The sequence below is a fragment of the Pseudomonas orientalis genome, from assembly GCF_022807995.1.
In the GTDB taxonomy this organism is placed as follows: domain Bacteria; phylum Pseudomonadota; class Gammaproteobacteria; order Pseudomonadales; family Pseudomonadaceae; genus Aquipseudomonas; species Aquipseudomonas orientalis_B.
Genome location: NZ_CP094351.1, coordinates 5,151,619 through 5,164,252, shown reverse-complemented (window position 1 = coordinate 5,164,252; position 12,634 = coordinate 5,151,619). Strand labels below are relative to the sequence as shown.

Here is a 12,634-nt window from a genome sequence, read left to right as displayed (position 1 = left end):
ATGGGTCAGAAAGTACATCCCATTGGCATTCGCCTGGGAATCGTCAAGGAACACACCTCCGTCTGGTATGCAGACGGCCGGACTTATGCGGACTATTTGTTCGCTGATCTGAAGGTGCGTGAGTATCTCCAAGACAAACTAAAAAGCGCGTCCGTAAGCCGTATCGATATCCATCGCCCGGCGCAAACCGCACGTATCACCATCCACACCGCTCGTCCTGGTATTGTTATCGGGAAGAAAGGTGAAGATGTTGAGAAACTGCGTCAGGACCTGACCAAGCAAATGGGTGTGCCTGTGCACATCAATATCGAAGAGATCCGCAAGCCGGAGCTCGACGGTATGCTGGTTGCGCAGAGCGTAGCTCAGCAGCTGGAGCGTCGCGTCATGTTCCGTCGCGCTATGAAGCGCGCTGTACAGAACGCCATGCGCATTGGTGCCAAAGGCATCAAAATCCAAGTGAGCGGTCGTCTCGGCGGTGCTGAAATCGCACGTACTGAATGGTATCGCGAAGGTCGTGTGCCACTGCACACCCTGCGTGCCGACATCGACTATGCCAACTACGAAGCTCACACCACTTATGGTGTGATCGGTGTAAAGGTTTGGATCTTCAAAGGCGAAGTAATTGGTGGTCGCCAAGAAGAACTGAAACCACAAGCACCAGCGCCTCGTAAAAAAGCTGCTAAGTAAGGGGTACGCCAAATGTTGCAACCAAAGCGTACGAAGTTCCGCAAGCAGATGACAGGCCACAACCGTGGTCTGGCTCAGCGCGGTAGCAAAGTCAGCTTCGGCGAGTTCGCGCTGAAGTCTGTAGCTCGTGGTCGTCTCACCGCTCGTCAGATCGAGTCAGCGCGTCGTGCACTGACCCGTCACGTAAAACGTGGTGGCAAGATCTGGATCCGTGTATTCCCGGACAAGCCGATCTCCAAAAAACCTCTCGAGGTTCGTATGGGTAAAGGTAAGGGTAACGTGGAATACTGGGTAGCCCAGATTCAGCCAGGCAAAGTCCTGTATGAAATCGAGGGTGTAACTGAAGAGCTGGCGCGTGAGGCTTTTGCCCTGGCTGCTGCAAAGCTGCCGCTCGCCACCGCCTTTGTTAAACGGACGGTGATGTGATGAAAGCGAATGAACTTCGTGAAAAATCCGCACAGCAGCTGAACGAGCAACTGCTCGGCCTGCTGCGCGACCAGTTCAATCTGCGTATGCAGAAAGCAACTGGCCAGTTGGGGCAGTCTCATCTGCTCTCGCAAGTTAAGCGTGACATCGCTCGCGTGAAGACTGTGCTCAACCAGCAGGCAGGTAAGTGATCATGGCTGAAGCCGAAAAGACTGTCCGTACGCTGACTGGCCGTGTTGTCAGCGACAAGATGGACAAAACCATCACCGTTTTGATCGAGCGTCGCGTTAAGCACCCTATCTACGGTAAATATGTTAAGCGTTCGACTAAGCTGCACGCGCACGACGAAACCAATCAGTGCCACATCGGCGACAAAGTCACTATTCGTGAAACTCGTCCGCTGGCCAAGACCAAGTCTTGGGCACTGGTTGATGTTCTCGAACGCGCTGTGGAAGTCTAAGGACTAGGGGTCGGAGAAATTATATGATTCAGACTCAATCCATGCTCGATGTGGCCGATAACAGCGGCGCTCGCCGTGTTATGTGCATCAAGGTGCTGGGTGGCTCCCATCGTCGTTACGCTGGTATCGGTGACATCATCAAAGTTACCGTCAAGGAAGCAATTCCTCGCGGTAAGGTGAAAAAAGGCCAAGTGATGACTGCTGTTGTAGTCCGCACTCGTCACGGCGTACGCCGTGCTGATGGCTCCATTATCCGCTTTGATGGCAACGCTGCTGTTCTTCTGAACAACAAGCAAGAGCCTATCGGCACCCGTATCTTTGGGCCAGTGACCCGTGAACTTCGTACTGAGAAGTTCATGAAGATCGTCTCGCTCGCCCCAGAAGTGCTGTAAGGAGATCCGACATGCAAAAGATTCGTCGTGACGACGAGATCATCGTGATCGCCGGCAAAGACAAAGGTAAGCGCGGTAAGGTGCTTAAGGTTCTCGCTAATAACCGTCTGGTTATCGGTGGTCTGAACCTGGTCAAGCGTCATACCAAGCCTAACCCGATGTCGGGCGTGCAGGGCGGTATCGTCGAAAAAGAAGCTCCGCTGGACGCTTCTAACGTCGCCATTTTCAACGGCGAAACCAACAAGGCTGACCGCGTTGGTTTCAAAGTAGAAGATGGCAAGAAAATTCGTGTCTTCAAGTCGACCCAAAAAGCGGTTGATGCTTGAACACTGCTAGGTAGAAGACCATGGCACGACTAAAAGAGATTTACTGGAAAGAAATCGCACCGAAACTTAAGGAAGAACTTAAGCTTTCGAACGTGATGGAAGTTCCACGCGTTACCAAAATCACCCTGAACATGGGTTTGGGCGAAGCGGTCGGTGACAAAAAAGTCATCGAGCACGCTGTTGCTGACCTGGAAAAGATCACCGGTCAAAAAGTCGTTGTGACTTACGCTCGGAAATCCATCGCTGGCTTTAAAGTCCGCGAAGGCTGGCCGATCGGCGTCAAAGTGACTCTGCGCCGTGAGCGTATGTACGAATTCCTGGATCGTCTGCTGTCGATCTCCCTGCCTCGGGTTCGCGACTTCCGCGGCCTGAATGCCAAGTCCTTCGACGGTCGTGGTAACTACAGCATGGGCGTGAAAGAGCAGATCATCTTCCCGGAAATCGACTACGACAAGATCGATGCTCTCCGCGGTCTGGACATCACCCTGACCACCACTGCCAAGAACGATGATGAAGGTCGCGCCCTGTTGCGTGCTTTCAAATTCCCGTTCCGCAACTGATTGGAGTAGGACCATGGCCAAGATGAGCATGAAAAACCGCGAGCTGAAGCGTCAGCTCACGGTTGCCAAGTACGCCAAGAAGCGTGCAGCACTGAAAGCAATCATCGTTGATCTGAACGCAAGTCCAGAAGCACGTTGGGAAGCTACAGTTGCCCTGCAGAAGCAGCCACGTGACGCAAGCGCCTCGCGCATGCGTAACCGCTGCCGCCTGACCGGTCGTCCACACGGCGTTTACCGCAAGTTCGGCCTCGGCCGTAACAAACTGCGTGAAGCGGCAATGCGTGGTGACGTACCGGGTCTGGTTAAAGCCAGCTGGTAAGTACTTTCAGCGTCAAAGCGGTTGGTATCGCAAGATACTGACCGCCGGTGACCTTGAATCTGGAACAAGCCCCTTTTGGGGCTTGTTTCATTTCCGCAGTGTGTCTAAAATACGCGGCTCGCCTGAGCCCGTGTGTTTTATGCTCGGAGATTCTCGGCGACATACGTAGCCGCAAGGCTAATTTTTTTGTATTAGGAGCGTCTAGCCATGAGTATGCAGGACCCGTTAGCGGACATGCTAACTCGTATCCGTAATGCCCAGATGGCTGAAAAGTCCGTCGTAAGCATGCCATCTTCCAAGTTGAAGGTAGCTGTTGCCAAAGTCCTGAAAGACGAAGGCTACATTGCGGGTTATCAGATCAGCAGCGAAATCAAGCCACTGCTGTCCATCGAGCTGAAATACTTCGAAGGCCGTTCGGTCATCGAGGAAGTGAAGCGCGTTAGCCGTCCAGGCCTGCGTCAGTACAAGTCCGCTGAAGATCTGCCGAAAGTTCGTGGCGGTCTGGGCGTGTCTATCGTCTCCACCAACAAAGGTGTGATGACGGATCGTGCTGCGCGCGCTGCCGGTGTCGGCGGCGAAGTTCTTTGCACTGTGTTCTAAGGGGGGATAAGCATGTCTCGCGTCGCTAAGAACCCCGTTAAGCTGCCAGCCGGTGTCGAAGTCAAATTCGCAGGCCAACAGCTTTCGGTGAAGGGTGCCAAGGGCACTCTTGAACTGAACATCCATTCGTCCGTTGAGATCGTTGAAGAAGCTGGTGAGCTGCGTTTCGCTGCTCGCAATGGCGATCAACAAACTCGCGCAATGGCCGGTACCACGCGTGCGTTGGTAAACAACATGGTCCAAGGCGTAAGCCAAGGCTTCGAGCGTAAGCTCCAGCTGGTCGGTGTTGGTTACAAAGCGCAAGCAAAAGGCACGGTTCTGAACCTGGCCCTTGGCTTCTCGCACCCAGTGGATTACGAACTGCCGGAAGGCATCACCGCTGAGACCCCTAGCCAAACCGATATCCTGATCAAGGGTATCGATAAGCAGCTGGTAGGTCAGGTGGCCGCTGAGATCCGCGACTTCCGTCCACCAGAGCCGTACAAAGGCAAAGGTGTGCGCTACGCGGACGAAGTCGTCCGTCGTAAAGAAGCCAAGAAGAAGTAGGGCATAGCAAATGACCGACAAAAAAGTTACTCGACTGCGTCGCGCTCGCAAAGCACGCCTGAAAATGCACGAACTCGAAGTCGTGCGTCTCTGCGTGTATCGCTCGTCGCAGCACATCTACGCCCAGGTCATCTCGGCCGACGGCAACAAAGTCCTGGCAAGCGCCTCGACTTTGGATAAAGAACTGCGTGATGGTGCCACCGGCAACATCGACGCGGCCACTAAGGTTGGCCAGCTGGTCGCTACACGTGCTAAGGCCGTGGGCGTCTCGCAAGTGGCTTTCGACCGCTCTGGCTTCAAGTACCACGGCCGCGTTAAAGCGCTGGCTGATGCTGCTCGTGAAGCTGGGCTGGAGTTCTAAGTTATGTCAAATAACGACCAAAAGCGCGACGAAGGCTACATTGAGAAGCTGGTTCAAGTTAACCGCGTAGCCAAAACCGTTAAAGGCGGCCGTATCTTCACTTTCACCGCGTTGACCGTGGTGGGTGATGGTAAAGGGCGTGTTGGCTTCGGCCGTGGCAAGTCACGTGAAGTGCCTGCCGCGATCCAGAAGGCAATGGAAGCTGCTCGTCGCAACATGATCCAGGTTGATCTGAACGGCACCACTCTGCAGTACGCAATGAAGTCCGCCCATGGCGCTTCGAAGGTGTACATGCAGCCTGCTTCTGAAGGTACCGGTATCATCGCTGGCGGCGCTATGCGTGCTGTCCTCGAAGTTGCTGGCGTTCAGAACGTTCTGGCCAAGTGCTACGGCTCGACTAACCCGGTAAACGTGGTTCACGCCACTTTCAAGGGTTTGAAAGCTATGCAATCTCCTGAGTCCATCGCTGCCAAGCGTGGCCTGACTGTGAAGGAGATCTTCTGATCATGGCTACCGTTAAAGTAACGCTGATCAAAAGCATGACCGGCCGCATTCCTAACCACAAACTGTGCGTTAAGGGTTTGGGTCTGCGTCGCATCGGTCACACTGTAGAAGTCCAGGATACTCCCGAGAATCGCGGGATGATCAACAAGGCTTACTACATGCTGCGTGTAGAGGGTTAATCGATGAAACTCAATGATCTGAGTCCAGCGCCGGGTTCCCGTCGCGAAAAGCATCGTCCGGGCCGTGGTATCGGTAGCGGTTTGGGTAAGACTGGTGGCCGTGGTCACAAAGGTCAAACCTCCCGCTCCGGTGGCACCATCGCTCCAGGCTTTGAAGGCGGTCAACAGCCGCTGCATCGTCGCCTGCCTAAGTTCGGTTTCGTATCCCTGAAAGCCATGGACCGCGCAGAAGTGCGTCTGTCCGAGCTGGCTAAAGTGGACGGCGACATCGTTACTCTGCAGACCCTGAAAGATGCCAACGTGATCAACGTCAACGTACAGCGTGTGAAAATCATGCTGTCCGGTGAAGTGGCTCGCGCTGTCACTATCGGCAAGGGAATCGGCGCCACCAAAGGTGCGCGTTCGGCTATCGAAGCAGCTGGCGGCAAGTTCGAGGAATAAATGGCTAAGCAAGGTGCTCTCTCAGCGCTCGGCAAAGGCGGTATGTCTGAACTTTGGGCTCGTCTGCGTTTTCTGTTCCTGGCGATTATCGTCTACCGAATAGGCGCACACATCCCGGTTCCAGGTATCAACCCGGACCGACTCGCAGACCTGTTTCGACAGAATGAGGGGACCATTCTTAGCTTGTTCAACATGTTTTCCGGCGGCGCGCTGGAACGGATGAGCATCTTTGCACTGGGGATCATGCCGTACATTTCGGCATCGATCATCATGCAGTTGATGACCGCCGTCAGTCCGCAGCTGGAGCAGTTGAAGAAGGAAGGTGAAGCTGGCCGTCGCAAGATTAGCCAGTACACCCGCTACGGCACTGTCGTCCTCGCCCTGGTTCAAGCTATCGGCATGTCCGTTGGCCTGGCGGGGCAGGGCGTAGCGTTCACTGGTGACTTTGGCTTCCATTTCGTCGCGGTATCCACGTTTGTGGCTGGTGCGATGTTCATGATGTGGCTGGGTGAGCAGATTACTGAACGTGGTGTTGGTAACGGTATCTCGATGTTGATTTTCGCAGGTATCGTCGCCGGTCTTCCGAGAGCAATCGGGCAGTCTTTCGAGTCTGCGCGTCAGGGTGATATCAATATCTTCGCCCTGGTTGCCATCGGTTTGCTGGCAGTAGCGATTATCGGTTTTGTGGTGTTCATTGAGCGTGGTCAGCGTCGTATTGCTGTTCACTACGCCAAGCGTCAGCAGGGCCGCAAGGTTTTTGCTGCGCAGACCAGCCACTTGCCGCTGAAGGTGAATATGGCCGGCGTTATTCCGGCAATTTTCGCGAGCAGCATCTTGCTGTTTCCGGCTTCGTTGGGTACCTGGTTTGGTCAGTCTGAAAATATGGGCTGGCTGCAGGACCTCTCTCAGTCGATCGCTCCTGGTCAGCCGTTGAATATTCTGCTGTTTAGTGCAGGGATTATTTTCTTCTGCTTCTTCTATACGGCGTTGATGTTCAATCCGAAAGACGTAGCGGAAAACCTGAAGAAGTCCGGTGCCTTTATTCCGGGTATTCGTCCAGGTGAGCAGTCTGCGCGCTACATTGATGGCGTTCTGACTCGTTTGACCCTGTTCGGTGCTCTATATATGACGGCCGTCTGTTTGCTTCCCCAGTTCCTGGTGGTTGCGGCAAACGTTCCGTTCTACCTTGGCGGGACCTCGTTGCTGATCGTGGTCGTGGTTGTGATGGACTTCATGTCCCAAGTACAATCGCACCTCGTTTCGCACCAGTACGAATCCCTGATGAAGAAAGCCAACCTGAAGGGCTACGGCAGCGGCATGTTGCGCTGAGTACCCCATAAGGTTCGAGGAGTTGGTGATGAAAGTTCGTGCATCGGTGAAAAAGCTGTGCCGTAACTGCAAGATTATTCGCCGCGAAGGTGTTGTTCGAGTAATTTGCAGCGCGGAACCGCGTCACAAACAGCGCCAAGGCTGAGTGTGATCCGCTTGAAGCCCGGCAGCTAGTGCGCTGCCGGGTTGATTATTTGTTATTACAGCGATATTATCTCGCGCCCTATTTCTTGGCTTCCGGGGCGTAGGTAGCTGTCAATTGGAGTCCCACTGAATGGCCCGTATTGCAGGCGTTAACATTCCAGATAACAAGCACACTGTTATCTCGCTGACCTACATCTATGGTGTTGGTCGCACTACTGCGCAGAAAATTTGCGCAGACACTGGGGTAAACCCAGCCGCAAAGATCAAGGATCTGAGCGACGAGCAGATCGAAGCGTTGCGTGGCGAAGTGGCGAAGTTCACCACTGAAGGTGACCTGCGTCGCGAAATCAACATGAAAATCAAGCGTTTGATGGACCTCGGTTGCTACCGTGGTCTGCGTCATCGTCGTGGTCTTCCAGTACGCGGTCAGCGTACCAAGACTAACGCGCGTACCCGTAAAGGTCCGCGTAAGCCGATCCGCAAGTAATCGCCCACGCGAATCGACAGGAAAATTATCATGGCAAAACCTGCTGCTCGTCCTCGTAAAAAAGTTAAAAAGACAGTGGTTGATGGCATCGCCCACATCCATGCTTCTTTTAACAACACAATCGTGACCATCACCGACCGTCAAGGTAATGCGCTTTCTTGGGCTACCTCCGGTGGTTCGGGTTTCCGCGGTTCCCGCAAGTCCACCCCGTTTGCTGCTCAAGTAGCTGCTGAACGTGCTGGTCAAGCTGCGCTGGAATACGGCCTGAAAAACCTCGACGTTAACGTCAAAGGTCCAGGTCCAGGTCGTGAGTCTGCTGTCCGTGCTTTGAACGGCTGTGGCTATAAGATCGCCAGCATCACCGACGTGACGCCAATCCCGCACAACGGGTGCCGTCCGCCGAAGAAGCGCCGCGTGTAATCCAGGAGATTGTAAAGAATGGCTCGTTACATTGGTCCAAAATGCAAACTCGCTCGTCGTGAAGGCACCGATCTCTTCTTGAAGAGCGGCGTGCGCGCGATCGAATCGAAGTGCAACATTGAAGCAGCACCTGGTATCCACGGCCAACGCCGCGGTCGCCAGTCCGATTACGGCACCCAACTGCGTGAAAAGCAGAAGGTCCGTCGTATCTACGGCGTTCTCGAGCGTCAGTTCAGCGGCTACTACAAAGAAGCTGCTGGCAAGAAAGGTGCAACCGGTGAAAACCTGCTGCAACTGCTCGAATGCCGTCTGGACAACGTTGTATACCGTATGGGCTTTGGTTCGACTCGCGCCGAATCCCGTCAGCTGGTATCGCACAAATCCGTCAGCGTAAACGGCCAAACCGTTAACGTACCGTCTTACCAGGTTCGTGCTGGTGACGTGGTCGCGATTCGCGAGAAAGCAAAAAACCAACTTCGCATTGTCCAAGCTCTCGATCTGTGTGCCCAACGTGGCCGCGTAGAATGGGTAGAAGTAGACACTGAGAAGAAGTCGGGCGTTTTCAAGAACGTTCCTGCTCGCAGTGATCTGTCCGCCGACATCAACGAAAGCCTGATTGTCGAGCTCTACTCCAAGTAAGGGCTAGAAAATAGGTGCATCCATGCAGATTTCGGTAAATGAGTTCCTGACACCCCGCCACATTGATGTGCAGGTTGTCAGTCCAACCCGCGCTAAAATTACTCTCGAGCCTCTCGAGCGTGGTTTTGGCCACACCCTGGGCAACGCGCTGCGCCGCATCCTGTTGTCCTCAATGCCCGGCTGTGCAGTAGTCGAGGCCGAGATTGACGGTGTGCTCCACGAGTACAGCGCCATCGAAGGTGTACAGGAAGACGTAATTGAAATCCTGTTGAACCTTAAAGGTCTGGCTATCAAGCTGCACGGCCGTGACGAAGTTACGCTGACCTTGTCGAAGAAGGGTTCGGGGGTGGTTACCGCTGCCGATATTCAGCTGGATCATGATGTCGAGATCGTTAATCCCGATCACGTAATCGCTAACCTGGCGTCTAACGGCGCCTTGAACATGAAGCTCACTGTAGCTCGTGGTCGTGGTTATGAACCGGCCGACTCGCGTCAGAGCGATGAAGACGAAAGCCGCAGCATTGGTCGCTTGCAGCTTGACTCTTCGTTCAGCCCGGTTCGCCGTATCGCATACGTGGTGGAAAACGCCCGTGTCGAGCAGCGTACTAACCTGGACAAGCTGGTTATTGATCTGGAAACCAACGGTACTCTGGATCCTGAAGAGGCTATCCGCCGCGCTGCAACCATTCTGCAACAGCAGTTGGCTGCGTTCGTCGACCTCAAGGGTGACAGCGAACCAGTGGTAATCGAGCAGGAAGACGAGATCGATCCGATCCTGCTTCGCCCGGTTGACGATCTGGAACTGACTGTACGTTCGGCTAACTGCCTTAAGGCGGAAAACATCTACTACATCGGCGACCTGATTCAGCGTACCGAAGTAGAGCTGTTGAAGACTCCGAACCTTGGCAAGAAATCCTTGACTGAAATCAAGGACGTTCTGGCCTCCCGCGGTCTGTCCCTCGGCATGCGCCTCGACAACTGGCCGCCTGCAAGTCTTAAGAAGGACGACAAGGCGACTGCCTGATCGTCGTAATCACCGAACGTGAGTTTGGTAAGGAATGAACCATGCGTCATCGTAAAAGTGGTCGTCACCTGAGCCGTACCAGCTCGCACCGCAAGGCCATGTTCCAAAACATGGCGGTGTCGCTGTTCGAGCACGAGCTGATCAAAACTACACTGCCGAAAGCTAAAGAACTGCGTCGCGTTGCTGAGCCGCTGATCACTTTGGCCAAGACAGACAGCCTGGCTAACCGCCGTCTGGCTTTCGACCGTACTCGTTCGAAAGCTATCGTTGGTAAGCTCTTCAACGACCTGGGCAAGCGTTATGCTACCCGTGAGGGTGGCTACCTGCGCATCCTCAAGTGCGGCTTCCGCACTGGCGACAACGCGCCTATGGCGTACGTTGAGTTGGTTGATCGTGCTACTGCCGGCGAAGCTGTAAGCGCCGAGTAAGACGACAGTCTGTAACGAAGAACCGGGCCTAGTGCCCGGTTTTTTGTGCACGCAAAAAAGCGCGATGGGTACAAGTTTCCCAGGGGAGCAGTGGGCATGATGAGGGTTGGCCTGGTTGGTAGTAATTTTCTATTGATGCCTACGATTTAATAAATTTGTAGGTGTCGTGTGGTTGATTGATACTCCTTCCAAGCCGATTAGCCGGCAGTTTCAAGTCCGACCTGAGGAAGATTGCGCATGAGCCAGAATAAAATCCTTACCACCGCCAGCGGCGCTCCCGTTGCGGATAATCAGAATTGCCGTTCCGCCGGCCCTCGTGGTCCGCTGTTGCTCGACGATTTTCACCTGATCGAGAAGCTCGCTCACTTCAACCGTGAGAATATTCCGGAGCGCCGTGTACACGCCAAAGGTTCGGGCGCCTACGGTACGTTCACAGTCACCCAGGACATCACTCGATACACCAGCGCGAAGCTGTTCGAGTCAGTGGGTAAACAAACCCCGACGTTCCTGCGGTTCTCCACAGTAGGCGGCGAGCGCGGTTCGGCTGACACCGAGCGTGACCCACGCGGCTTCGCCTTGAAGTTCTACACCGAGGAAGGCAACTGGGATATCGTCGGCAACAACACGCCTGTGTTCTTCATTCGCGATCCGTTGAAATTCCCCGATTTCATCCATACCCAAAAACGTTTGCCACAAAGCAACCTGAAAAGTGCGCAGATGATGTGGGACTTCTGGTCGCACTCCCCCGAGGCGCTGCACCAGGTCACCATCCTGTTTTCTGACCGTGGCATCCCGGATGGCTACCGCCACATGCACGGCTTCGGTAGTCACACCTACAGCCTGATCAACGCCAACGGCGAGCGCCACTGGGTTAAATGGCACTACAAGACCCGGCAAGGCATCAAAAACCTGGCACCGGCTGAAGCTGCGCGCCTGGCGGGTACCGATCCAGACTATGCCCAGCGCGATCTGTTCGGCGCCATTGAACGTGGTGATTTCCCGAAATGGCGCGTTTGCATCCAGATCATGACCGAGGCTCAAGCGAACGCTCACTACGAGAATCCGTTTGACGTAACCAAGACCTGGTCGCAAAAAGAATTCCCACTGATCGAGGTGGGTGAGCTGGAGCTCAACCGCAATCCGCAGAATTATTTCGCCGAAGTGGAGCAAGCCGCGTTCGGCCCAAGCAACATGGTGCCAGGCGTTGGCCTGTCGCCAGACCGTATGCTGCAAGGTCGCGTCTTTGCCTACGCAGATGCTCACCGCTACCGCGTCGGCACTAACCACCAGCAACTGCCGGTAAATGCCCCGCGTAACCAGGTGAACAGCTATCAGCGCGACGGTTCGATGGCCTTTGGCAGCAACGGCGGTGCGGCGCCCAACTACGAGCCTAACAGCTACGCCGATGCGCCAAAGCAGGCGCCACAGTACGCGGAACCTGCACTCGCCCTGAGCGGCGCGGCTGATCGTTATGATCATCGCGAAGACACCGACTACTACAGCCACGCCGGTGCACTGTTCCGCTTGATGAATGACGAGCAGAAAGCGCTGCTGACCAGCAACATCGCCGGTGCGATGGGCGGTGTTTCCAGCGATGTGATCCAGCGTCAGTTGCAGCATTTCTATAAAGCGGATGCCGCTTATGGAGAAGCAATCGCAAAGGCACTGGGTGTATCGCTTAACTGACTCTAAACGATAAGCAGAACCGCCCTCATTTGGGCGGTTTTTGCGTTATTTCAGCCACTTTTCTCCGGAAATCTTCGCTTTTCTGCCGTTAGTCCCGTGACCTTTAGGTCAGCATGGTTCAAACTACAGACTTTCAAGCAGGGAGATGTAGGGCGATGCAAGGTCACCCCGACGTAATCGATTACCTCAACACGTTGCTGACGGGCGAACTGGCAGCTCGTGACCAATATTTCATCCATTCGCGCATGTACGAAGACTGGGGCTTTACCGAGCTCTACGAACGTATCAACCACGAGATGGAAGAAGAGGCACAGCACGCCGACGCACTGATGCGCCGTATCCTCATGCTCGAAGGCACGCCGCGTATGCGTCCCGACGACTTGGACGTGGGCACCACTGTGCCGGAAATGCTCGCTGCCGACCTGCGCCTCGAGTACAAGGTCCGTGCCGCGCTTTGCAAGGGCATCGAGCTCTGCGAGCAGCACAACGACTACGTCACGCGGGAAATCCTGCGGGTGCAGTTGAATGACACCGAAGAAGATCACACCTACTGGCTGGAAAAGCAGTTGGGCCTGATCAAGCTGATCGGCCTGGAGAATTATCTGCAGTCGCAGTTCTGATTCCCGGCTACAAAAAAGCCCCTGTCACCGCAAAGTGACAGGGGCTTTTCATTGGG

Annotated in this window: 23 protein-coding genes; all 23 read left to right on the top strand. The window is 54.6% G+C overall.

The annotated features are described in order from the left end of the window. Entirely contained in the window at positions 1–687 is a 687-nt protein-coding gene (gene rpsC / locus MRY17_RS23150; protein ID WP_003176422.1) for a 30S ribosomal protein S3, read from the top strand. Between the two features lie 12 nt (positions 688–699). Continuing rightward, on the top strand, positions 700–1,113 hold the full coding sequence (gene rplP, locus MRY17_RS23145; RefSeq protein ID WP_003232424.1) for a 50S ribosomal protein L16: 414 nt from the start codon (positions 700–702) through the stop codon (positions 1,111–1,113). Continuing rightward, complete coding sequence (rpmC, locus tag MRY17_RS23140; protein ID WP_002555481.1) at positions 1,113–1,304, top strand: 50S ribosomal protein L29; 192 nt, start codon at positions 1,113–1,115, stop codon at positions 1,302–1,304. The genes rplP and rpmC overlap by 1 nt, the downstream gene beginning before the upstream one ends. Before the next feature lie 2 nt (positions 1,305–1,306). Next, on the top strand, positions 1,307–1,573 hold the full coding sequence (gene rpsQ, locus MRY17_RS23135) for a 30S ribosomal protein S17 (protein WP_003176419.1): 267 nt from the start codon (positions 1,307–1,309) through the stop codon (positions 1,571–1,573). Positions 1,574–1,596: 23 nt separating this feature from the next. Then, positions 1,597–1,965 (top strand): 50S ribosomal protein L14, encoded by a 369-nt coding sequence (rplN, locus tag MRY17_RS23130; protein ID WP_002555479.1) that lies wholly within the window; start codon positions 1,597–1,599, stop codon positions 1,963–1,965. An 11-nt stretch (positions 1,966–1,976) separates the two neighbouring features. Continuing rightward, on the top strand, positions 1,977–2,291 hold the full coding sequence (gene rplX, locus MRY17_RS23125; RefSeq protein ID WP_003176416.1) for a 50S ribosomal protein L24: 315 nt from the start codon (positions 1,977–1,979) through the stop codon (positions 2,289–2,291). A gap of 20 nt (positions 2,292–2,311) precedes the next feature. Beyond that, positions 2,312–2,851 carry a 50S ribosomal protein L5 gene (gene rplE, locus MRY17_RS23120; RefSeq protein ID WP_003176415.1) on the top strand — a complete coding sequence of 180 codons (540 nt, stop codon included), beginning with the start codon at positions 2,312–2,314 and terminating at the stop codon, positions 2,849–2,851. Positions 2,852–2,864: 13 nt separating this feature from the next. Continuing rightward, positions 2,865–3,170, top strand: a complete 306-nt coding sequence (gene rpsN, locus MRY17_RS23115) for a 30S ribosomal protein S14 (RefSeq protein WP_003176414.1) — start codon at positions 2,865–2,867, stop codon at positions 3,168–3,170. Between the two features lie 207 nt (positions 3,171–3,377). Next, positions 3,378–3,770, top strand: coding sequence for a 30S ribosomal protein S8 (gene rpsH / locus MRY17_RS23110; RefSeq protein WP_003176413.1), 393 nt, complete (start codon positions 3,378–3,380; stop codon positions 3,768–3,770). A 12-nt stretch (positions 3,771–3,782) separates the two neighbouring features. Continuing rightward, positions 3,783–4,316: a 50S ribosomal protein L6 gene (gene rplF / locus MRY17_RS23105; protein ID WP_003176412.1), complete on the top strand. Its 534-nt coding sequence runs from the start codon at positions 3,783–3,785 to the stop codon at positions 4,314–4,316. A 10-nt stretch (positions 4,317–4,326) separates the two neighbouring features. Continuing rightward, entirely contained in the window at positions 4,327–4,677 is a 351-nt protein-coding gene (rplR, locus tag MRY17_RS23100) for a 50S ribosomal protein L18 (RefSeq protein ID WP_017135964.1), read from the top strand. Positions 4,678–4,680: 3 nt separating this feature from the next. Beyond that, complete coding sequence (rpsE, locus tag MRY17_RS23095) at positions 4,681–5,181, top strand: 30S ribosomal protein S5 (protein ID WP_003176409.1); 501 nt, start codon at positions 4,681–4,683, stop codon at positions 5,179–5,181. 2 nt (positions 5,182–5,183) lie between these two features. Next, a complete protein-coding gene (gene rpmD / locus MRY17_RS23090; RefSeq protein ID WP_003176408.1) occupies positions 5,184–5,360 on the top strand; it encodes a 50S ribosomal protein L30 in 177 nt (58 codons plus the stop codon). Positions 5,361–5,363: 3 nt separating this feature from the next. Continuing rightward, entirely contained in the window at positions 5,364–5,801 is a 438-nt protein-coding gene (rplO, locus tag MRY17_RS23085) for a 50S ribosomal protein L15 (RefSeq protein WP_060755285.1), read from the top strand. Next, positions 5,802–7,130, top strand: a complete 1,329-nt coding sequence (gene secY / locus MRY17_RS23080; RefSeq protein ID WP_003194637.1) for a preprotein translocase subunit SecY — start codon at positions 5,802–5,804, stop codon at positions 7,128–7,130. A 28-nt stretch (positions 7,131–7,158) separates the two neighbouring features. Next, positions 7,159–7,275: a 50S ribosomal protein L36 gene (rpmJ, locus tag MRY17_RS23075; protein WP_002555468.1), complete on the top strand. Its 117-nt coding sequence runs from the start codon at positions 7,159–7,161 to the stop codon at positions 7,273–7,275. 129 nt (positions 7,276–7,404) lie between these two features. Further along, positions 7,405–7,761, top strand: a complete 357-nt coding sequence (gene rpsM / locus MRY17_RS23070; RefSeq protein ID WP_057724827.1) for a 30S ribosomal protein S13 — start codon at positions 7,405–7,407, stop codon at positions 7,759–7,761. A gap of 30 nt (positions 7,762–7,791) precedes the next feature. Then, the gene (rpsK, locus tag MRY17_RS23065) at positions 7,792–8,181 is read left to right on the top strand and encodes a 30S ribosomal protein S11 (protein WP_002555466.1); all 390 of its coding nucleotides are present in this window, start codon (positions 7,792–7,794) and stop codon (positions 8,179–8,181) included. 18 nt (positions 8,182–8,199) lie between these two features. Then, on the top strand, positions 8,200–8,820 hold the full coding sequence (gene rpsD / locus MRY17_RS23060; protein WP_003210056.1) for a 30S ribosomal protein S4: 621 nt from the start codon (positions 8,200–8,202) through the stop codon (positions 8,818–8,820). A gap of 22 nt (positions 8,821–8,842) precedes the next feature. Then, positions 8,843–9,844 (top strand): DNA-directed RNA polymerase subunit alpha, encoded by a 1,002-nt coding sequence (locus MRY17_RS23055; protein WP_003176403.1) that lies wholly within the window; start codon positions 8,843–8,845, stop codon positions 9,842–9,844. Positions 9,845–9,885: 41 nt separating this feature from the next. Beyond that, positions 9,886–10,272 (top strand): 50S ribosomal protein L17, encoded by a 387-nt coding sequence (gene rplQ, locus MRY17_RS23050; RefSeq protein WP_007918448.1) that lies wholly within the window; start codon positions 9,886–9,888, stop codon positions 10,270–10,272. Between the two features lie 237 nt (positions 10,273–10,509). Continuing rightward, on the top strand, positions 10,510–11,958 hold the full coding sequence (locus MRY17_RS23045; protein WP_243352927.1) for a catalase: 1,449 nt from the start codon (positions 10,510–10,512) through the stop codon (positions 11,956–11,958). Positions 11,959–12,113: 155 nt separating this feature from the next. After that, entirely contained in the window at positions 12,114–12,578 is a 465-nt protein-coding gene (gene bfr, locus MRY17_RS23040) for a bacterioferritin (RefSeq protein ID WP_065930320.1), read from the top strand. Positions 12,579–12,634: the final 56 nt, after the last annotated feature.